Source organism: Marinobacter shengliensis (assembly GCF_003007715.1).
Classification (GTDB): Bacteria; Pseudomonadota; Gammaproteobacteria; order Pseudomonadales; family Oleiphilaceae; genus Marinobacter; species Marinobacter shengliensis.
The window spans coordinates 631638-652209 of record NZ_PXNO01000023.1 but is presented as its reverse complement, the minus strand read 5'-3'; the positions used below and the strand labels follow the sequence as shown (position 1 = coordinate 652209).

18 protein-coding genes are annotated in these 20572 nt (G+C 58.2%); 4 read left to right on the top strand and 14 right to left on the bottom strand.

Going from position 1 to position 20572, the window contains the following annotated elements; all coding sequences use genetic code 11:
* Positions 1-9: 9 nt before the first annotated feature.
* The 14 genes from C7H10_RS12255 to C7H10_RS12190 all read right to left on the bottom strand — a co-directional run bounded on the left by C7H10_RS12255 (position 10) and on the right by C7H10_RS12190 (position 14568).
* Positions 10-378, bottom strand: a complete 369-nt coding sequence (locus C7H10_RS12255) for an STAS domain-containing protein (protein ID WP_058089941.1) — start codon at positions 376-378, stop codon at positions 10-12.
* Entirely contained in the window at positions 369-794 is a 426-nt protein-coding gene (locus C7H10_RS12250; RefSeq protein WP_106695079.1) for an ATP-binding protein, read from the bottom strand. Before C7H10_RS12250 ends, C7H10_RS12255 begins: the two co-directional genes overlap by 10 nt.
* The gene (locus C7H10_RS12245) at positions 736-3147 is read right to left on the bottom strand and encodes a SpoIIE family protein phosphatase (RefSeq protein ID WP_106695078.1); all 2412 of its coding nucleotides are present in this window, start codon (positions 3145-3147) and stop codon (positions 736-738) included. The genes C7H10_RS12250 and C7H10_RS12245 overlap by 59 nt, the downstream gene beginning before the upstream one ends.
* A gap of 26 nt (positions 3148-3173) precedes the next feature.
* Positions 3174-5033, bottom strand: coding sequence for a pilus assembly protein TadG-related protein (locus C7H10_RS12240; protein WP_106695077.1), 1860 nt, complete (start codon positions 5031-5033; stop codon positions 3174-3176).
* Positions 5026-5898, bottom strand: coding sequence for a tetratricopeptide repeat protein (locus tag C7H10_RS12235; RefSeq protein ID WP_106695076.1), 873 nt, complete (start codon positions 5896-5898; stop codon positions 5026-5028). Before C7H10_RS12235 ends, C7H10_RS12240 begins: the two co-directional genes overlap by 8 nt.
* A 71-nt stretch (positions 5899-5969) precedes the next feature.
* Positions 5970-6842, bottom strand: coding sequence for a type II secretion system F family protein (locus C7H10_RS12230; protein WP_106695075.1), 873 nt, complete (start codon positions 6840-6842; stop codon positions 5970-5972).
* The gene (locus C7H10_RS12225; protein ID WP_106695074.1) at positions 6835-7749 is read right to left on the bottom strand and encodes a type II secretion system F family protein; all 915 of its coding nucleotides are present in this window, start codon (positions 7747-7749) and stop codon (positions 6835-6837) included. The genes C7H10_RS12230 and C7H10_RS12225 overlap by 8 nt, the downstream gene beginning before the upstream one ends.
* Positions 7746-8945: a TadA family conjugal transfer-associated ATPase gene (locus tag C7H10_RS12220; protein ID WP_106695073.1), complete on the bottom strand. Its 1200-nt coding sequence runs from the start codon at positions 8943-8945 to the stop codon at positions 7746-7748. Before C7H10_RS12220 ends, C7H10_RS12225 begins: the two co-directional genes overlap by 4 nt.
* 11 nt (positions 8946-8956) lie before the next feature.
* Positions 8957-10132: a CpaE/TadZ family protein gene (locus C7H10_RS12215; protein WP_106695072.1), complete on the bottom strand. Its 1176-nt coding sequence runs from the start codon at positions 10130-10132 to the stop codon at positions 8957-8959.
* 13 nt (positions 10133-10145) lie between these two features.
* A complete protein-coding gene (locus C7H10_RS12210; protein ID WP_106695071.1) occupies positions 10146-11342 on the bottom strand; it encodes a type II and III secretion system protein family protein in 1197 nt (398 codons plus the stop codon).
* Positions 11332-12228, bottom strand: coding sequence for a Flp pilus assembly protein CpaB (gene cpaB, locus C7H10_RS12205; protein WP_106695070.1), 897 nt, complete (start codon positions 12226-12228; stop codon positions 11332-11334). Before cpaB ends, C7H10_RS12210 begins: the two co-directional genes overlap by 11 nt.
* Positions 12229-12286: 58 nt before the next feature.
* Positions 12287-12727, bottom strand: coding sequence for a TadE/TadG family type IV pilus assembly protein (locus C7H10_RS12200; protein WP_106695069.1), 441 nt, complete (start codon positions 12725-12727; stop codon positions 12287-12289).
* Between the two features lie 48 nt (positions 12728-12775).
* Positions 12776-12997, bottom strand: a complete 222-nt coding sequence (locus C7H10_RS12195) for a hypothetical protein (protein ID WP_106695068.1) — start codon at positions 12995-12997, stop codon at positions 12776-12778.
* A gap of 203 nt (positions 12998-13200) precedes the next feature.
* On the bottom strand, positions 13201-14568 hold the full coding sequence (locus tag C7H10_RS12190) for a hypothetical protein (RefSeq protein WP_106695067.1): 1368 nt from the start codon (positions 14566-14568) through the stop codon (positions 13201-13203).
* Positions 14569-14788: 220 nt separating this feature from the next.
* Between C7H10_RS12190 and C7H10_RS12185 the strand changes: the two genes are divergently transcribed.
* The 4 genes from C7H10_RS12185 to C7H10_RS12170 all read left to right on the top strand — a co-directional run bounded on the left by C7H10_RS12185 (position 14789) and on the right by C7H10_RS12170 (position 20526).
* Complete coding sequence (locus C7H10_RS12185; protein WP_061331476.1) at positions 14789-15385, top strand: hypothetical protein; 597 nt, start codon at positions 14789-14791, stop codon at positions 15383-15385.
* A 174-nt stretch (positions 15386-15559) separates the two neighbouring features.
* On the top strand, positions 15560-16651 hold the full coding sequence (locus C7H10_RS12180) for an OmpA family protein (protein WP_106695066.1): 1092 nt from the start codon (positions 15560-15562) through the stop codon (positions 16649-16651).
* Positions 16652-16666: 15 nt separating this feature from the next.
* A complete protein-coding gene (locus tag C7H10_RS12175; protein ID WP_106695065.1) occupies positions 16667-18757 on the top strand; it encodes an Ig-like domain-containing domain in 2091 nt (696 codons plus the stop codon).
* A 212-nt stretch (positions 18758-18969) separates the two neighbouring features.
* Positions 18970-20526: a methyl-accepting chemotaxis protein gene (locus tag C7H10_RS12170; protein ID WP_106695064.1), complete on the top strand. Its 1557-nt coding sequence runs from the start codon at positions 18970-18972 to the stop codon at positions 20524-20526.
* The last annotated feature ends 46 nt before the right edge of the window (positions 20527-20572 follow it).

Here is a 20572-nt window from a genome sequence, read left to right as displayed (position 1 = left end):
CTCCTTGTGTTACAACTCTTCGCGCCGTTGAATAGCTTCCAGGTATTCGTCCATCTCAGCCTGATCACCAAACACGGTGAGGTCGGGCATGATTTTGACGATTTCGAACACCTTTTTCACCCCTTTACTCATCTGGCTGACACTTACCTGCCCCTTTCGGGCTTTCATCAGTTTCAGGGTTTTGAAGATAACCCGCAAACCGGCGGAGCTGATAAAGCTGACACCGGCCATGTTGAAGGCCACCAGCCGGGTGGTTGGGGTGATGGCTTCAGCCAGACGTTCGTCCAGCTGCGGTGCGGTGTCGCTGTCCAGCGAGCCTTGAAGCTCAAAGCTCAACGCCTCATCCGAGGTGTACTGCTCGATAATGGTCAAAGGCATGGGTCATCTTCCCTGGGCAATGTGGTGTCGAGTGCTACCGTGAGCTTATTGGTGCCATTCTCGTAGCGATAGTTCATCTCGTCGCTCAGTTGCGACATGATGGCCAACCCCAAACCACCGATGGGGCGGGCCTCCACAGGCTGTTCGCCAGGGGGGCTCGATTGCGTTGGGTCGAACCCCGGGCCAGCGTATTCAAATTCCAGTTTTACCTTGCCATCATCACACACTACCTCAAGAAACCACTGACAGCTGTCAATTTTTGTAGCGACATGCTCTTTAATATTGGCATGAAATTCATCAATGATGGTGTAGCAGTCACTCACCCTGTCGTTATCCAGGCAATGCTCGCCGTAGTGATCACGAACTTTTTGCAGGATGCTTGCTATCGTCTCTGTGGACTGGATGGATAGTGCCATGGTGTTGTATTGTCAGTAAGGTTATGTCGTCGGATTGTGGTGCACCACTGGCAAAGGATAGCAGCTGTTCGCGCATGTAGCCGAGCAGCCCCTCGGGCTGGTTGAACGCCCGGTACCCCAGGTTCAGTAACCGCTCTTCACCAAACTCCTGCCCTTCCCTGTCAAACGCTTCGGTTACGCCATCGCTGTACAGGGTAATGCTCTGATCTGGCCGGATGCTGGCACTCTCTACGTCGTAGTCCACATCCTCATAGACGCCGAAAGGCGCGGCAGGGTTCCCTGGCCACAGTTTCGGGCTGGTTTTGCCATCCACAAACATGGGCTCGTTGTGGCCGGCATTGAGCCATTGGATTTCACCAGAGCCAAGCTCCAGCACGCCCATGATCATGGTCACGAACATACAGGCTTCGTTAGAGCGGCACAGTTCGTTGTTCAGGGCCCGGGCGATGGCGGCCAGATCACCATCCAGCGAGCGGGCCAGGAAATTCAGCAGGCTGACGGTTCTGGCCATGAACAGCGCCGCCGGCGCGCCTTTGTCTGAGACATCGCCCACGGCAATCAGCAGCTTGCCGCTGGGCAGGCGAATCAATTCGTACAGGTCGCCGCCAACGGCGCGGGCCGGTTGCAGCCAGGCTTCGATGGTCCAGTTGCGATAGGTTTCCCGGAAATGCCCGCCCCCGGGCACCATGGACATCTGGATGGAGCGGGCCACCGACAGTTCCACTTCCAGCTTCTTGCGCTCCCGCTGTTCGTTTTCCATGTCGCTGGCCAGGGAATGCACCAGCCGACGGTTCAGTAACACCGTGCGCACCATGGAGCCAATCACCTGCAGGTGGTCGATGGTGGCCTGGGCGATGTACATGTAGCGGGACTGAACCGTCAGGAAGCCGATAAAGCTGTCTTCACCCTGTTCATCATTCAGCGCTGTGAGCAGTATGGGCTTGGGTTCCACGCCTAACCGGATGCGATCGTAAATGGCATCTTGTGGGGTGATGTATTCTGCCGCGGTGTCTGCCAGCATGTTGGCAACCACCTTTCCAGCGATGGGCTGAATGGTGGCGCCGGGGTTATCAGCGCGGCTGGTGTCTGGGGTGTTGTGATGAATAGTGGCCAGGCAGGCGAAGGTTTCGTCATCCCCGGAGCGCTCCCACAATGCCAGGGCACCGAGTTCGTAGTGGCTGACAATGCGGTGCATCAGGTACCGAAGCTTTGGTTCAAACTCGTCGCCACTGGGCAGGTTGACCAGATCAACCCCCAGTTGCCGGATAAACCGTTCACTGGCGGCGGCCGCTTCCATTGCTTTCTGCCACTGTTTTCGCTCAATGGCCAGGCCGGTGAGCGAGACAATGGAGGCCAGGTCTTCCAACTGCTGTTCATCCGGATTGCGGGGGTGATGGCTGAATACGGTAACAACGCCCAGCAATTCGTCCCGCTGGCTGACAATCGGCTCAGACCAGGACGCCAGCAGGCCGAGATCTGCCACCACTCGGGTGTAACCCTGCCAACGGTGGTCGTCCAAAACCGATTCACACAATGTTCTGTGGCGGGTGTAGGCGGCGGTACCGATGGAAGTGCTGCCGTAACGGGCGGGTATAACGGGTAACTGTTCCCGGAAGTCCTTGGCCAAGCCCCCCTTGCCCAGCGGCGTGAGCGAGTCCCGCTGTTGGTCGTACCGGGTGATCAGGCAGCGGGTGTCTTGCAGGCGAATCTCGGCCAGTTTGCACAGGCTGTCGGCCAGGTTTTCCATGGGCGCACTGCTGTTGATGCCGGTGAGAATGCCATTGCGGAGTTTGTCCGCTGCCTGGTTCATTTTGTAGGCGTGAATGTTGTTGGCGCTGAGAGTGCGCGCCGGGCGGCCTTCGAAGACGGTGTTGCTGATGTAGCAGTCCATCCAGATGTTCTGACGGGCAGCGGTGCTGAACAACCATTCCCGGCGCAGAAACCCGGAGGCCTTGAGCTGGCTGATCCAGCTTTCAAAGTCGAGTAGCGAGTACGGGCTGGGCTGCCAGGCATCCGGGCGCATAAGCACGGTGTCTGAAAGCTCCTCGACGGAATCACAGCCAAACAGATCAAGGGCCTGGCGGTTGGCAAACAACAGGGTGAGTGTGATGCGGTCAAACACCAGGATGGCGGCTGAGCCCTGGTCCAGCATGGCCCGGGTGTCAGACATCGACGACCGCAGGCGGCGCTGGGCGTCGTCATTCGCCCGGGCCAGTGCCTGCTCCCGCTGTCTGCTTTGCTTGCGGGCGTGTTGGTGCCACAACGCGACGGCACCAAGCGCAACGGCCAGCACAACAACCAGCAGCAGTTCTGGTTGCAGTAATCTTTCCGGCAACGCTGTCCCGTCAAACATCTTTACAGCTCTTTGATTGCACAGGTTTATTCGTCAAAGACTACATTCTCTACCAATTGCGAGCCAGTTTGTTCCGCCCCCAGTACCCGCAGTTGCATGCCGCCGAGGTCTGCGCCCAGGGCGGAGAGCAGTGGTGACACCAGACTGGTGACGACGCCTTCAAGAACGGTGGAGAGCAGGTTGGTGAACGGGGTCAGAAGCGCATCGCTCAGCTCATCAAGAATGTCCTGTTCGCCACTGGAGGCAGAGCCGGCACAGTTGAGTAATGACAGGTTATTGACCGCAACGTCGACGTTATCGATACCGCCAGTGGACGATAAACCAGCGGTTTCACACACACCTCCCGGGCAATACAGGTTATAGGTTTCCAGACTTTCGTAAGACGCGCTGGAACCGATATCGACATCCGCTTCTGCGCTCAGGCAGACATCCATATCCACTACCGTTACCAGGCCAAGAAACTTGGCTTCTACATCCAGTATGGGGGCATAGATGGGCTCTGGCACAAATTGCTGGGTTACCGGGTCTATGGCCCCGGATTCGGCGTTCGCTACCCCACCCTGCATTCGGAAGTCAAAGCTGGTGGTGTTGCTGTTCCCCTTGGCGCACTCCGCGCCCTCGAACACTGCTTCGCCACCGCCAACGCGCACGGCGAGTGGGATCTGGATGGCGTCGTCGCCGCCGCCCAGAAGTTTTACGTCCAACGAACCCAGTGACATCAGGTTGAGCCAGTAGGTCACGGTATTGACCAACGATGAACTCAAATCCACTGCAATTCGCGCATCCAGGGCAATATCCGCTGCCGCTACCTGGGTCATCCATTGTCCGTTACTGTCTTGCCGGGCCGGCCCGATAACGATTTTCGGTGGTTCATCCACCCACAGGCCAAGTGCCACGTCCAGGTCTGCAAGCAGGCTTTCGGAACCCACCAGGCTGTTCAGTAGCGGAGAGTCTGACGCGTTCAGATCCAGGGATAGCAACCCGCTACCCGCCTGGTTGGCCGCACGTACACTGTTCATTACCAGGCTGATCACGAAATCGTAGACAGGAACAGTAGTCTGCCGCGGAGGTGGGGGCTCTGCCAATACTTCAAAGATTGCAGACGCGTTCAGGCCGCCAAGGCCAACGGCGCCCGCCAGGTCGTCCACCACCCGGCCAGCCGGGGTCGCGGTGCCACCGGCAAGCGTTACCACGGCGTCCAGAACATCCAGCAGCGGTTCGTCGACCAGATCGGTCAGATCGTCCACACCAAGAGCGGCCAACAGATCCCCGAGGCCGATCAAGGTATTCTCAAGGCTATTCAGCGCCGTTGCATCCAGACTGTAACCGGGCATACCCAGCACGCTGCCAATCAGCATACCCAGCAGACCATCCTCCACCGTGGCGGTTGAACCGGCGGCACTCAGGGTGGCGTAGACCTCTTTGCGGGCAACGGCATCGGCGGAAATGGTGATGGGTGGGAACAGTTTCTGCGGCAGCAGGAAAGAAACGGGCTCGGTGCGGGTATAGCGCACCAGCGTGGCGTTGGTCTGGGCCATTTCCGTACCCGGGTTGCGGCTGGCGAACCGCATGGGGCTGGTGGCGGTTTCACCGGGGCGCAGCACGCCGGGGAGGATTTCCAGATCGCTCGCCTCGCCGTCAAAGCCTGACGCTTCGGCCGCCAGCAGGGCGCGTTGCTGCATGGAAGCCCAGGTAGCGTCTGTACCGCCACAGGCCTGGGCTTCATCAGCCGCTGCGGTGGCGGCGGAGTTCACAATAGACTGCATTTGAGACTGCATCATCAGCAGTCGGGAGCCGTCGATCAGCAGGGTCACGAAGATGAACACCAATGCCAGTAGCAACGGTGTTGCAAAAATCAGTACGCCCTGCTGCCGACTCTTATTCATCGCGGGTAGACTCACCTATGCGTTGCGGTATCGGTTGCTGGAAGGACTCTTTGAGTCTTTCCAGGGTCTGGATAACGACCGGTTCGCTCAGCTCACCGCCCCTGGCAGGCTGTTCAGATTGGGCTTCCAGAATCCGGGAAACCGTTGAGTCCGATTGTTGCTCAAAAGATAGGCCGGCCAATTGGCTCGCCTGACGTTTGCCTGCGGCAATGTGTTCTTCGGTCAGGCCGATCTGCTGCTGCAACTGCTTGATCGCCGCATCGCCACCGTTCAGGTAATAGGCGGCAATCAGGTTCTGCCGGGTAGATGGCCTGCCCCGCGACAGCTCGTAGGCGGTGCGCAATTCAAACGCCGCGCGGTCGTAGCGGCCGGCGCGCATCAGGGCGTAGCCCAGGTCGTTACGGATATCGGCATTGGCCGGTGCCTGGAATTTGGCCTTGGTCAGCAAATCGATCGCTTCAAGGGTGTTGTCTTTTTTCACCTGTACCACACCCAGGCCATGCAGTGCCTGGTAGGAATTGCATTCGTCCACGATGGCCCGGAACACTTCCTCGGAATAATCCAGCTGGTCTACCTGCCCCAGTAGCTGAGCCCAGCGCAGCCAATGGGCCTGGGTGTCGAACGACAGCCCTTCCAGCCTGGCCAGTGCTGCATAGTATTGGCGGTCTTCCATGGCGGCATCGATGGCGTCCAACTCTACCCGGTGCTCTGGCTGCGACACCTCGGAGCAGTTGATCAGGTAAACCCCGTTATCCAGCGAACCGCTCGTTTTGGCTGGCCCGGTGCTGCCTGTGCCCGTGGTGGCCATGGAGGAACAACCCGCCAGCGCCAGGCCCAAACCTATAACGCCCAGCTTCGCTGCCATTCCTTGCCATTTGCCTGATGTGTTTACTACCCGCATGGTCAGAGTTCACCTTTTGTTGTCACGGTTATGCGCTATCGCTGGAATGCATCAAGTATCGACAGTACTGCCGGCCCGCCGATTAACATGAACAGAGACGGCAGCATGAAGATCATCATGATGATGGTCATTCGGGCGCCAATCTTGTTGGTTTCTTCTTTCAGTTTGCTGCGTTCTTCGTGCTGGGCTTCTTCCACTATCTGGTCCAGCCCGCCGGCTACCTTGGAGCCCAGGGTGCCGGACTGTTTCATCAGGGCCACGTAATGGCGCAACACGGTGAGATTTCGGTTTCGGCCCAGTTCGTCCAGGGCGGCGGTGCGGTCTGCCCCGCTTTCCATAACGCGGTTGAACCGGTCAATGCGGTGAATCAGTCGGGGCATGAGATCCCGAGCCTGATGGGAGATCAGCTTCAGGGAGCGCTCTGGGCTCAGGCCGGCCTCCAGCAGCATTCGGGTCATGTGGCAGAGTTCGATGGCTTCGCGGTTCTGCAGTTTTTCGGCGTCTTCACCGGCACTGCGGGCAAAGCGCCTGGGTAGGTAGAAGGCTGCCAGCAGTACCAGGGCGGCCATGACGAACTCCAGCCACCAGAAGGCGGCAGCGGCAACACCGAATGGCACCAACCAGCACCAGAACAGATAATGTTGACGGGCCTGGAGGGGCGTTTTGCCGGTGGCGTCCAGGGCCGGTTCCAGTTCCCGGAAATCCGATGCGAAGAGTTTTCTGTCGACCAGCCACATCAGAAATTCGCTGTAGGGGGATTCCGCCTGCCCGGTGTCCATGGCAATTCGCTCACGGCGCAAACGGGCGCTCACCCGGGCTTTGAGAGCCCAGCGCGGTGCCCCGTAAACACCGGCAATCACCGCTAATACCGCCAGCACGGCCGCCAGAATCAGGGCAAGATCAGCCACGGCCTACCCCCCTGATCAGGTTCCAGATCATCACTATGCCCAACAGTTGCAGGCCGCCAGACACCATTAACAGGGTATGCCCCACCTCCGAGTGCAGCAGTTTCTCGGAGAACTGTTCGTTCAGCACCACCATGTACACCGCCAGGCCCGGCGGCATGATGGCGAAGACAATGGCGGTAAACCGGGTTTCCGCTGTGGCAGCCATGAACTCCCGGCGCAGCTCCTGCTGGGAGCGAATGGCCTTGGCCACTTCAAACAGCACCGGTTTAACCGAAGAACCAAAGCGGGAGGAAGTTCTCAAAGCAATGGCGATCTGGGTAAAGGCAGGAATCTGGTAGAAGCTGGCAAAGGCGTCCAGTACCAGTGTGTAATCCCGGCCCTGGCTGACGGCGTTTTTAAGCCGGAACACCATGGGGTCGAACACCGGGGAGGCATCACCGAAGGCGTTGACGATGCTTTGTTCCACGGAGCGGCCGACGGAAATGGAGCGTAGCATGCCATCCAGAATACCCGGCAGCTCCTCAAAAATCTGCCGGCGCTGACGTTCGAATTTTACCCGCCAGGTGGTCACCAGGGCAGTGATCACAAAAAACAGTGATACCAGCACTTCGACAAGCCCCTGCAAGATAAATACGGCCAACAGTGTTGCCAGTAGAATGATCGCCTGCAGCAGGATTCTGGCACCGGATACCCGAAAACCCGCCCGTAGCAGCACGCTTTGCAGTGGCCCGAGGTCAATCACCGATGGCTTTTGCTCCACTCTTACTTCCGGAGCCAGGCGCCGGGCCGTGCGTTTTTTGATGTCATCGGCGGCCAGCAGGCGGCTCAGGGTGAGCTGCAGCATGATCACCAGCACCGCGGCCACACCGGCCAGCAGGCACAGCAGCCAGATCAGCTGGGTATTCACGGGGCAACCCCGGTATCTTCCGGCGCCAGCCAGTCCAGTTCGCTGGAGCGGTACAGGGTTTCCATGCGGTAGGGGTCGTCTTTGGTGGGACGCAGGGCCACCACTTCGCTCACCAGACGGCGGCCATTGGGCAGGCGGGTGAGCTGAACCACCACATCCAGGGATGAGCCAATCAACCGGGCGATGGCCCGTTCGCCGGCGTCGTAGCCGTTCACCGCCAGCAGGGTTTCAATACGAATCAGCGCATCTTTGGCGGAATTGGAGTGGATGGTACTCATGGAGCCTTCGTGGCCGGTGTTCATGGCTTGCAGCAGCTCGATGATTTCTCCGGAACGCACCTCCCCCACGATCACCCTGTCTGGCCGCATACGCAGGGCGTTGACGATCAGGTCCCGGGCGGTGACGCGGCCGGTGCCTTCGGTGTTGGCCGGGCGGGTTTCCAGGCGCACGATGTGCGGATGGTTCAGCTGCAGCTCGGCGGAATCCTCAATGGTGACGATGCGCTCGTCTTTGGGAATGAATTCGCTGAGCAGGTTCAGGATGGTGGTTTTACCGGTGCCGGTACCGCCGCTGACCAGCAGGTTGCGGCGGGATTCCACAATACCCGCCAGCAGGTCCAGACATTCACGAGTCATGGAGCCCATATTGACCAGCTGGTTGGCGGTCAGATGTTTGCTGGAGAACTTTCGGATAGACATGGACGGCCCATCCAGGGCGATAGGCGGAATGATGGCATTTACCCGGGAGCCGTCCGGCAGGCGGGCATCCACCATGGGGCTGCTTTCGTCCAGCCGGCGCCCGAGGGGGGCCAGAATGCGGCGAATGATGCGCAGCACGTGGTCATCATCAATAAACCGAACCTGCACTTTTTGCAGCACGCCGGCAATTTCCACGAACACACTGCGGGCGCCGTTGATCAGGATGTCGTTTACCTGGTCATCCGCCAGCAGCGGCTCCAGCGGGCCAAAGCCCACCACTTCGTCCACCATTTCCCGCACCAGCATGGTCTGGTCGGCCATGGCCAGCGGGATGCGGTTGACGGACACGTACTGGTCCACCGTGGACTGGATAAACCGGTGAAGCTGCTGGGCGTCTATCCGTTCAACTTCGATACCCTCTTCGTCCAGGCGTTCCACCACATGGGTGTGAACGTTCTTTTTCAGGTTCTGGTAATCGTCGTCAATACGGGTCGCCATAATCCGCCCTCTTAAACCGCTGCGCGTTTAAAGGTGAATTTGCGGCGGGTTTCCCCTGTTGCACAGCAGGTGCGTATGAAGCCCCCCATGTTCCTGTGGTAGGTGCTCTTGTGCAGCATGTTGGCCATTGGCAGCCCGGCATTCATGGCGTCCAGGCGGAAGCGCCATTCCATCGGCAGCACAAGGTCGCATTTCTGATCGAGTGTTTTCTCAATGTCGGAAAGCGATAGGCTGGCTCTTCTGTGATACCCGTCGACCGCAATATAACGGGAACATTCCGGAGCAACCCACTCCTTGATCTCCTGCAGTAATGTTTCTGTCGCCTGTACCTGATCAACCACCGGATGGGTAACCACGATGATGCGATTAACGTTGGCGCCAATGGCCCGGAGCCATTCCCCGGTGTGGGCGGGGTCAACACGGATCACCATATGATCGAACAGGGTGGCCAGCTGGCTGATGGTGATGTACAGGTCTGCGGCGGCGTCTCCTTTGAGCAGTTCGCTGCTGATATCGCCAGACAAGAGCCTCAGGCCGTCCCGGTATTCCTCCAGGGCGGTTTCCACCAGCGAACGGTCGATGCTGTCGCCACGGCTGATCAGCTCGTCCAGGGTCAGGCGGCTGAGGTTGTCGAAATAGAAGGTGCGGTTGGCCTCGGAGTTGGAATCCATGGCCAGGATGCTCTTGCCGGCCTGGTATTCGTTCAGTTCCGCCACGAAGTTCTGGCAGAAGAAGCGGGTATCCACAATGCTGGACGCAGACACCACCAGGGTGATGTCGCCCCGGCCGGCACTGGGTGCGGCCGTTGGCGCCTGGGCGGCGGAATCGGCTATGCGCCGGATTCGATCGCGGGCGGTATCGGCGTCCACGCCGGTCACCAGGCAATCCCGGGCACCGGCACGCATGATGCTGAGCAGCAGGTCCTGGGACAGCCGATGGGCAACCCCAATCAGCTGTGAGTTCGGGCAGGCTTTCTGAATGGCGGCAAACACCTTCAGGGCCCGGTTGGCGTCGTTCTCATCGATGGCCACCAGCACCACCGGTGCCCCGGTTGCCTGCACCAGACGGCTGACACGAGACAGATCCGTGGAGCTGAGGCATTCCAGATTCCACTCGGATTCGAGCACTCGCTCAAGCCAGACGCGGGCACCTACATCATCGGCTACGCAGATTATGGATTCGCTCATGGGTACCCTTCCCTTACCAGCTCAGGCCGCTTTCGATCGGCTCGCCTGCACTGCGACTATTAATCACCATGTCCAGCCAGCCGGTGCTGCTGTACTCATACTCTTTACCGAAGTTGCGAACATCCGCCGGCAGCTTTCGCTGCGGGCTAACCAGCCTGGGGGTGACCACCATGATCAGCTCCTTGTCTTCGGAGGCGATGCGGTCTGACCGGAAGAAGGCGCCCAGAATGGGGATGTTGCCCAGGCCCGGCAGTCGGTCGCTGGTATTGGTAGTGGAGCGGCTAACCAGGCCACTGATGATAAAGCTCTCGCCGGAGGCCATGGAGACCATGGTTTCGGTCCGGCGGATACGCAGGCCGGGCACTGAAACACCGGCCGTGGACACGCCGGAGGAGAAATCCAGTTCACTGACTTCCGGCGCCACTTTCAGGATGATCTGATCTTCATTGACCACAGTGGGTGTGAGCGCCAGGCTGACGCCGAACTCTTTGAATTCAATCTGGATATCGCCGTCCCGGGAGGACACCGGAATGGGAAACTCACCACCGGAGAGAAAGGTGGCTGTCTGGCCACTGAGGCTGACCAGCGAGGGTTCCGCCAGGGTGTAGGCAAAACCGCCGGATTCCAGGGCGTTGATGATGCTGAGTGAGCTTGAACCAAAGCTGAACAGATTGAAGCCTTCGGCGCCCACGCCCGGAACACCGGCTGCGGAAGCACCGGGGAAGCCCCGGGTGGCACCGCTGCCCGGCGGGGCGATGGTGACGCTGTTGTTACCGCCATTGAACAGTCGCGAGTAATAAACGCCCAGGGTATTGAGCTCGGAGCGATTCACTTCCACCACGCGAATATCGGTTTGCACCTGCATGGGCAGCGGGTTTTTTGACCCCAGAACATCGGACACCTGGAAGTTGGTCTGCCGAGGGTTCGCTTCACCTTTCAACCAGGCTCGTACAATGGCGGAACCTTGCGCTTCAGCGGTGACCAACACCTCCTGTTTACCGGTGGCGGTGACAGACACCACGTCTGGATTGGACACGGAGAGCTTTTCCAGCGGTTTCATAAAGGTGAGCACGTGCTGTTCCCCCGGAGCCACGGATACCCGGTCGGCATCGGCTATCGCTGGAGTAGCAATCAAGAACAACGCGGCACCCAAAGCGGTGGCGAACGCCCTGGCCGTTGGCTTCAGGCGGGAACAGAGATCAGCGTACATAGACACTCCTTGTGCCGGAACCTTCGTAAATCTTGACCTCTTGGCCGGGGTTTCTGGCAGGCGCCTGTCGGGGTTGCTGCGCAGGGGCAGGCTTGGGTTTGGCACTGGGGCGGATGTCTGTAAGCAGGCTGATCTGCTGTTCTTCCGCCGCTTTGCCGGCGATGTCATCCAGCGCTTCTTCGCCAGTGGCTTTCAGCTCTGGTCTGGCGGCAACAAAGCTCAGTCGCGATTCCGAAGCAGCGAGGACAAGTCGGGCCACCTCTGCCTGAGGTACCGACAGCACCATGGTCTGGTTGCGGCGCTGGGCGTCGTCACTGGCGTCACTGCCAGGTTCCAGGGCACCGCGTACTGCGAGCACCTCGACATTGCGCATCAGGCGGGTGGTGCCGGTATCGGTTCCGCCAGAACCCTTGAAGGTCGCGTAAATATCCACCTGGTCGCCCGGCTGGATCAGCCCACCGACGCTGGACAGAGCGTTCAGTTCAAAAGCCATGGCGCGAGCGCCGTCGGCCAGGGACAATTGCAGCGGCGTGCCCGAATCAATGCTGGATTGCGACAGCAGCATGCCCGTTTTAAGCGGTCTGTTGAGGGCCGTTCCAAACGGGGCCTGATCTGGCGGGAGTGCGTTTTCCAGGGCCGCCGGCAGCTCAAACTCCTGGAACTGTTCCTGCGCGAGCACGGTGCCGGCTTCCAGGTCCTCAATGGCGACCAGATAGCGGAAAACCGGTGCCGCCTCTTTCTCCTCTACCGCCTGGGCCGGCGCATGTTCCGCTGACGGGGTGGCTACGGGTGTTTCAGGAGATTGCATGAGCCCGTAGAGGGCAAGGCCGATGGCGGCCAGTGCCAGAACCAGGGAGGGCGCTGCGTATACGAACTTTGACCTCATTCAGCCTGTCCTTATTGTTCGCAATGAGAGTTGCCGCGCAGGGGCAAGGTTTGTCACGTCAAAACGCAATGGCGGAGCGGGCGGTCAGCTGACTGGGCATGGGAGGAAACGCACCAATGCCCGCAAACCGCACCTGGGGCATGAAGGAAGAGTCACCCGCATCTGCCACCAGCACACACTCCAGCAGCTGCACACCACCATGGTTAACCACACCGCATTCGCGGGTAGCAATGTGGTCGGCTGCCGCCGCCGGCAACCGGCCACTGAGCGCTGCAAGCACTTCGCTGCTGTAGGCTACGGCGTTATCTGAAAAGGTGCTGTACTCACGCCGGTCGAGCGAGAATACGGCTGATGCGGCGCGGTCGACTGCTACCTGCATCTGGTACTTGTTATAGAAGAGTACCCCGTATCCCGCCGCCCCATAGATAATTGCAAGAATCATGGGGAAGACCAGCAGAAACTCCAGAGCAATAACGCCTTTTTCTTTTTTTATAGTCATAAGGCACCTGTGCAAATCAATACTTGTACTGCACAAACAAGTTGTTGATCAGTTGGCGTCTACTTGATCCTGAGCGTTGCCAAGCAGGGAGTTGAAAGTATCAACTATTTTACTGCCAATGCCGCCTTCGTCGCCGGCGGTTGCGATGACCACCCCCAGAATAATGACAATGACCGCCCCAAGCATCAGATACTCCAGCGAGGAAGCACCCTTCTGACGAGAACCGGCGAACGGTTTAGAAAGCAGGTTCGAGATATTGTAATTTTTCATGACCAGGCCTCTTTATATAACAAAACAGCATTTATTTGTTTTCCGAATGAATCCAGCTTCTAGTTTATGCGTACAGAATAACTGGGCGCATTCGATCATAGTTCCGTGATCACAATTTCATCCTAACTGCATTATTCGGACTTGACACCTTTATAACTGAAAAGGTTTGTAAAGTTATTTGCCCGAAATGCCAAGTTTCAAGGCTATTTGTGCCAACGGCCATCCCGCCAGAACTGCCCGAGGTCCAGCCCACGGGCGATAACCTCCTCCTCTACACACTCACGCATGGCCCGGTAGATTGGTTCCCCTTTCTGCCTTTGCTGCCAGAAAACGGTGGCAAGGCGGCGGGCGAAGAATGGACAAGCGGCCTCTGGCTCCGCAAATTCATAGCTCATTACCCTGGATGCCCCGAACAAAGGCGCCAGCTGGCTCAGCTTGAAGTCCGGATCTTCCTGCTGGATGGCATCGAAAATGTCACGACCAGAGGCCGGTACCGGCATGAACAGATCGATATCGTCCGGGTAGCGGAACAGATAACGCAGGAGAATAGAGGTAGGGGCATCGATACGCTGGTTCGCCCGCTGGCGGAATCGATAGAAGGCTTTTACCTGAATACCAAATACCCAGTATGCCTCGGCACTGGTGAGGCCAAAGCTTTCCCGGAACAATGAGAAGGGGCTGTCACTGCGACCCAGAATCGGGCGTTGGGCGCGGCTATAGGAGGCCAGTTTCTGGTCAGACACCTCTTCGGTGTTGGTCCATTTACCTTTCTCGATCGCCTGCTCAGGACTGGTATCCCGTGAGGCGGCCTCGTCTTTCAGAATGCCAAGGTATTGATCGTTGAACCAGACCTGAAAGCGCTGATTCACGTCGTTTTCGAAGTTCAGCAGCAGTTCATCATTCATCCAGTCCGTTAGTGAATCCCGCTCGCGGAGCAGGGCCCAGCCATTCAGGTTCTTTGCGGTGGCCAGGACATCAGCGGGCACTTCTGGGGTTTTGCTGGCCAATGCCGCGAGTGCGTCTGCGAATGCACGGGCATACTTTGCCACCACCAGTCGCTGCAGGCGAATGATGGGCAAACCGGCCCCTTGGGAGCCGTCAGCGCTCTCTGACAGCAGTTTGTAGGAAGAAATATACGAGCGGCCAAACAAAGGCGCAAAGCCCGCCTTGTTGGGTGTTCTGCCATCCGCCCCCGGCATAAACGGCTGCAGCAGGGAAAACACTTCCGGGTGGGAGGGGCGCAACGGAATGGGTACCCACTCCGGGTGTTTCAGCAGCAACCGCACCAAAATGGCCTGGCTTGGCCGCAATCCGGGAAGTTCGGCCACCGCGTCGTCGTCATCGGCCAGGCCCAGGGTTTCATCGGGCGTTACGTCTCGCCCGACCGTTTCGATAGAGCTTTTCGCTCGCTTAAGCTGACTCAACCGATTCAACGGGACGTTCATCAGCATGGCCAGATCAAGATCACGGACTTCGCCGCCACCAAGGTAGCTCTCCAGCACTGCTTTGAGGCTCATCAGGGATTGGCCGTTGATCGGTTTTGACGGGTGAGTGAGTTCGCTTCTTGCCATGCTTTGCCTTTATCCTTTAATACTCATTGATAATATCCACACTGAATCACAAATGGCACGCTTTCGTTTTTGTATAATATTTTTTCAATGTTACCATACGAAGCTGAACAGTCTGGGTGCTTCTGATGGACATTGAGCAAACGCTCTGAGGTGCAGAAAATAGTGCGCTGACCATTACCCAGGCTTTCATCATGCTGATTTTCCGGAGTGTAAAGCCACCGTGTCTGCCATTGGTACCAAAACGTTCTTCTTCTACGAGGGCGAACAGCAACCTGCAGAATACACCATCTGCCAACCTGACTATTTTCAGGGGCCGGATTTTCAGCTTCCCCGTAAAGGCATTACCCTCCTCTATGGCAACAAGGGCCCTGGCAGTCTGATCGGCGCTGCCGTTCGTGAAAGCGCATCGACAGGCCTGGGCGTCTGCTTTGCCGATATCAAAGTCGATATTGGCGATTGGGACAGCAATAAGCAGAAGCTGTCTACCTTCAACGCTTGCCGCTTCCTCAACTTGCCCCTGCGGGCCAACCGGGAAGTGCTGGACGACGTTAACCGGTTATGGAACCAGTGGCTGGACGCAGAATGCGCTCCCCGTGAGGATTTCCCCCGCAAGCCTTCCAACCGGATGGACCTGCTGGACAAACTGGTGGAGCTGGCCCCATATCGGGAGTTAACGGCCATTGCCTATGACGCCGTCACCCGCTTCGGTACCGCCAAGTTCGTCACCATCTATAACCTGGACGCCATTCTGGACGACCAGATTACCGTGATCCCACCGCAGACAACGCTTCGCTTCTCCTTGCCCGAAAACGCCTGACCCCTTCCCTGCTGCACCACTGCATAAAAGGCCATTAAGCCGCCCCCTACCCCTGCGCAAAGCAAGCCGCTCGGGCCAAAGTGTCAATTAACGTGAAATTGTGTAATCTTTTGTTTGCGTATCGCATAATACAACTTATACTGATTTTGCATTGAGATCACAAGGAGATAATCCATGCAACGACGCATTCTGGCTCTGGCTGCACTGTTCGGTGCCGCCCTTGCGCCCGGCCTGGCCGCCGCTTCTGAAAACTTTCCGATCAGTTACACCACGTTGGGACTGGAGGGCAGCTATGTCGACTCCGGCAACTCCCGCAATAAATCCGCGGTGGAGGATAACCTGGCCAATTACTGGGAGGGTGGCCTCAACATTACCCACCAGTTCAACCCCAATTTCAGTTTGTTCGGCCAGGCCAGTTACGCCGAGCCGGAAACCCGCGTAAACAATGTCGATATTGAACTGTGGCGCTTTTCATTGGGTGGCCGCATTCACCCCGGCAAATTCCGCCTGGGTGGCTGGCGCCCGTTCGCCGGCGGCGGCTACAGCAACACCAACCTGGATATTGATGGTGGTGGCAGCAAGAACGAAGACAGCCTCTACCTGGAAGGTGGCCTGCAGCGCATGCTCGCGCCCCGCTTTATGTTTGAGGCCGGCGTGCGCGCCCGTACCGAGCTGGAAGACGGCTATTTGGACGGCCAGTACTTTGCCGGCATTCACTACCTGTTCAACCGCAAGTTCCCCGCGGCACCCAGTGCTGAGATTGCGCCCCGGCGCGAGCCGGTGATTGCACCGCCCAAAGACTCCGACGGCGACGGCGTGATTGACGAACTGGACAAGTGCCCGAACACCCCGCAAGGCGCCCTGGTGGATGCCGACGGCTGCCCGAAAGAGCTGACCCGGGAAATTCGCGAAACCCTTTACGTTGAGTTTGAGCTGGACAAAACCGAAGTACGCGAAGCCTTCTACCCGGACATCGAAAAGCTGGCCAAGGTGATGAAGCAATACCCCACCTCCACGATCTTGTTGGAAGGCCACACCGACAGCACCGGTTCCGCCAGCTACAACCAGCGACTGTCCAAGAGCCGCGCCGATGCGGTGATGAAGGTGCTGATCAACGAATTCGGCATTATGCGCAACCGGATTACCACATCGGGTATGGGCGAATCCCAACCCGTTGCTTCGAACGACACACCGGAAGGTCGTGCACAGAACCGCCGAGTGGAGGCCGTTGTCTCCGGCGAGCACACCGAAATCATGAAGAAATAAGCAGAGGACGCGATCATGACTATTTCAAAACGCACTTTGACAGCATTGGGCATTGCCTCTTCACTGGCCTTGGCAGGCTGCGGCGGCAGTGGTGAAGGCCCGGGTGATCCGAGAGTCTCCGTACCTCAGGACCCGACGCGGGACCAGACTGAGCAGGCGCAGTTCTGCGCATCCTCAAGCAGCACTTTTGCGGTGACGGAATTCGTACCGGCAGATGGCGCAAGCGATGTGGCGCTGAACAGCAACGTACGAATCACCTTTAACGCCAATATTGACCCAGCCAGTGTGGCGGCCCACGTTCGCTTGCTGAACGGCGTCAATCAGGTGGCGCTTGAAGAGGGCAGCCCCCGGGTGATGGGCAAGTCTGTGGTGCTGAACCCACAGGGCAATCTGAGCGCCAATACCGAGCACACCATTGAAGCTTTGTCTGGCCTGCAAGCCGATTGCCCGGATAACGACACCGCCAAAACCCTGGGCACCAAAAATGCCGCCAGCTTTACCACCGGCGACGTTACTCAAGAAAACACCACCAGCCCGACCGTGGCGGCTTCCAGCCCACAGAATGGCGAAACCATGGCGTCGCCTGATACTCGCATTTTCATGGAGTTCAGTGAGCCGGTTGACCCTACTACCGTTAATGAGGAGACCTTTGTTGTTCAGGAACTGGACGATAACGGCAATGTTGTAGGCGTGGTCTCCGGCGCCATTGGTGTGGTTGGCAACTCCGTTGAGTTTACGCCTGATCAGAACCTGGCTGGGCAAACCTACTATCGCGTCATTACCACCAACGGCATTACCGATCTTGCCGGCAATGGTGCGGAATCGACGGATTCGGTTGTGTTCCGAACCGGTGGGCTCGTGCTGGCCCTGAATGAAGGCGTGATCAACCAGATCCCGCTGCTGGGCGCGGCCCTGAATGAACTGGGCGGAACCCTGCTGGACCCGCTGGCATTCGGCGATTCGGAGGATGGCCTTAACAGCCTGGACAACGCGCTCATTCTGAAGCTGCCGCTGATTGAGGGCCTGTCTGAAATTCTGAACGGCGGCACCCAGCTTGGTGGAATGTCGACCACGAACGTGGATGGCGTTGATTTTCTGAACTTCCTGACGGGGGTGGTCGCGGTTTGTGATCCGAAATCGGTAAACAACGGAGAGCCCGGCGTTAACTGCACCCTGGCACTGGATCTGGGCTTGGGCCAAAGCCAGATCACTGCTCTGGCGGACGCCTTCACTGGAGGCAACCCGGAACAGGTTCCGGACCTGCTGCTGGGGCTGTTTGAGGGTCTGGCATCTGGCGATCTAAGCACGGTTCCGCCGGAGCTGGCTGATCTGTTCGAAGAGAACGACCGTGGTTTGCTGCAGCTTCGCCTGGTGGATGACAACGGCCTGCCGTTGCCAGAACCTCTGGAAGACGGCCTGCTGACTGTTTTGGATGCCGTTGCACAAATCCCGGTGTTGGGCGAACTGACCAACCAACAGGATGCCAAGGCAATGGCCGATATTGGCCTGCTGCAGGGCTCCCTGGTGAGGGTTGACCTTGGCGGCCTGGCTTCCATCACCGTTCTGGACGGCTTCGAAACCTTCGTTGGCCCCAACGGCGTTCTTAACCTGGGTGGCGCCCTGTTTGACACCCTGCTGGCACTGGCACTGGCACCGGAAGACGGCGGAAGCGGCGGCATGCCCAACCCTGAGGATCTTCCCCTGATTGGCGAACTGATTAGCCTGCTGGATGCCGGCGGCTTCCCAGACGGCGGAGAATTCGGACTGGCGGATGAGTTCATCGAAAGACTGCAAAATCTGTTCGAGATGGACACACCTTTTGAGCCGGAAGACCTGCCCCTGCTGGGTGACCTCCTCACCCTGCTGGACCCGGCAAACTTCGGCGACGGTGACCTGCCAGTGATTGGTGACTTGATCGAGCAACTGATGGCTCTGGGCGACAATCAAGGCGACCTGGATAGCCTGCCCCTGGTTGGCGATCTGATTAACCTGTTCTCCAATCCGGAAGATGCGCTGAGCGACCTCGCGAGCCTGTTCGACCCAAGCAACCTGACCGAACTGCCGGAAACCTTCGCAGGCCTGTTCGGCGACTTCTTCAACTTCTAATCCCACCTTTGGGGTCAGACCCCCGGACATTTGGCACCATCAAATGTCTTGGGGTCTGACCCCATTGTTTGTTTTTTGATCACACCAATTGATCTCCGTCTATTACGGTCGCTGCACAATTTCTTACAATTTAGTCCTACGGAAGACTCAAGCAGTGCCGTTATTGTTATTGGGAATTACCTTATAACTAAAGTGCGCTTTGCGGAGTGCTTATGCGAAAGAACCTTCCTGTTACCAATACTGAGCGCACCTTCTCGCCCAGCCAGAAGTTGATTTCTTCCACCGACCTGAAAGGCAAGATCCGGCACTGTAATAAAGCGTTCGTTGACGTCAGTGGCTTCAACCGTGAAGAGCTGATTGGCCAGCCCCACAATATTGTTCGCCACCCGGATATGCCGCCCGAGGCCTATGCCGAGATGTGGGGGTGTCTGAAAGCCGGCAAGCCCTGGATGGGATTGGTGAAGAATCGATGCAAAAACGGCGATTTTTACTGGGTGAGCGCCTACGTCACACCAGTGACGGAGAACGGGGAGGTCATCGGGTACGAGTCGGTTCGCTCTTGCCCCGCCCGGGAGGATGTGGCCCGGGCCGAGAAACTGTACGCCAGTATTCGGGCGGGTAAGCCGGCACTGAAACTTCGGGGCTATGCATCCGCTATTCCGCATATCCTTGTCGGCACTGCGCTGGTTGCTGCGGCCCTCCTCTACGGTGCCGGGCAGGTTGCCGGGGCCACGGGCTTACTGGCATTTGTCCTGGTTGGGCGGCATGTCTGGGCAACGGTGTCGCAATCGAATCTGATCACCTCCGTAATGGAACAAATGGGCAAGACCTTCACCAGCGATCTGGCGGCCCGGAGTTACACCGATGAAAAGCTTGGCCTGGGCCGGCTGAAAGTGGCGGTGATGGCGCAGAAGGCGCACCTGGACGCGGTGCTAACCCGGCTGGAGGATTCATCTGCTGCGATGAGGTCGCACACCACGCGGGACCTTGAAATTGCCTACGACACCCAGCAAACCATGCAGAAACAGCAGCAGGAAACCGAACAGGTGGCGGCTGCCATCCATGAAATGTCGGTGACTATCGGTGAGGTTTCACAGAACGTGCAACTGACTGCCGACAAGGCGGACAACGCCCGCCAGGCGTCGGATCAGGGTGTTGCCACCATCAACTCTACCCGGGCCGCCATCGAGAATTTGAAGCAGACCGTACACAACATCGGCCAATCGGTTAACGATCTGGCCCAGCAAACCCACCGGATTGCCTCTGCCGCGAAAATTATCGAAGACATCGCCGAACAGACCAACCTGCTTGCCCTGAATGCCGCCATCGAGGCAGCACGGGCTGGTGAACACGGCCGGGGCTTTGCGGTGGTGGCCGATGAAGTGCGCAACCTGGCCCGCCGAACCCGGGAATCGACCAAGGAGATTCATGGTGTGGTTTCCGAACTCATTGGCAAATCCGAGCAATCGGTGCAGGTCGTCGAAACCGGCGTGACAGCCGCTGATAATGGCCTGGAAAAGATGCTCGAAGCCCAGGCAAGCCTGTCAGACATAGCCGAGTATGTTGTAACTATCGCTGAAATGGCCCTGCAGATGGCCACCGCCGTTGAAGAACAGGCGCAGGTGTCTGATCAGATCAACGAACAGGTAGAACGCATCTCAAATATGGCGGAACAGAACCTGGTCAAGGGCGAGGAATCCACCCAAAGCGTGCGCGAGATGGGCGACATCGCTAAAGACCTGCACGAGCTGGTCGTCCGCTTCAAATAAAAGTTGGGGTCAGACCCCAGGACATTTGAGGGTGCGAAATGTCCGG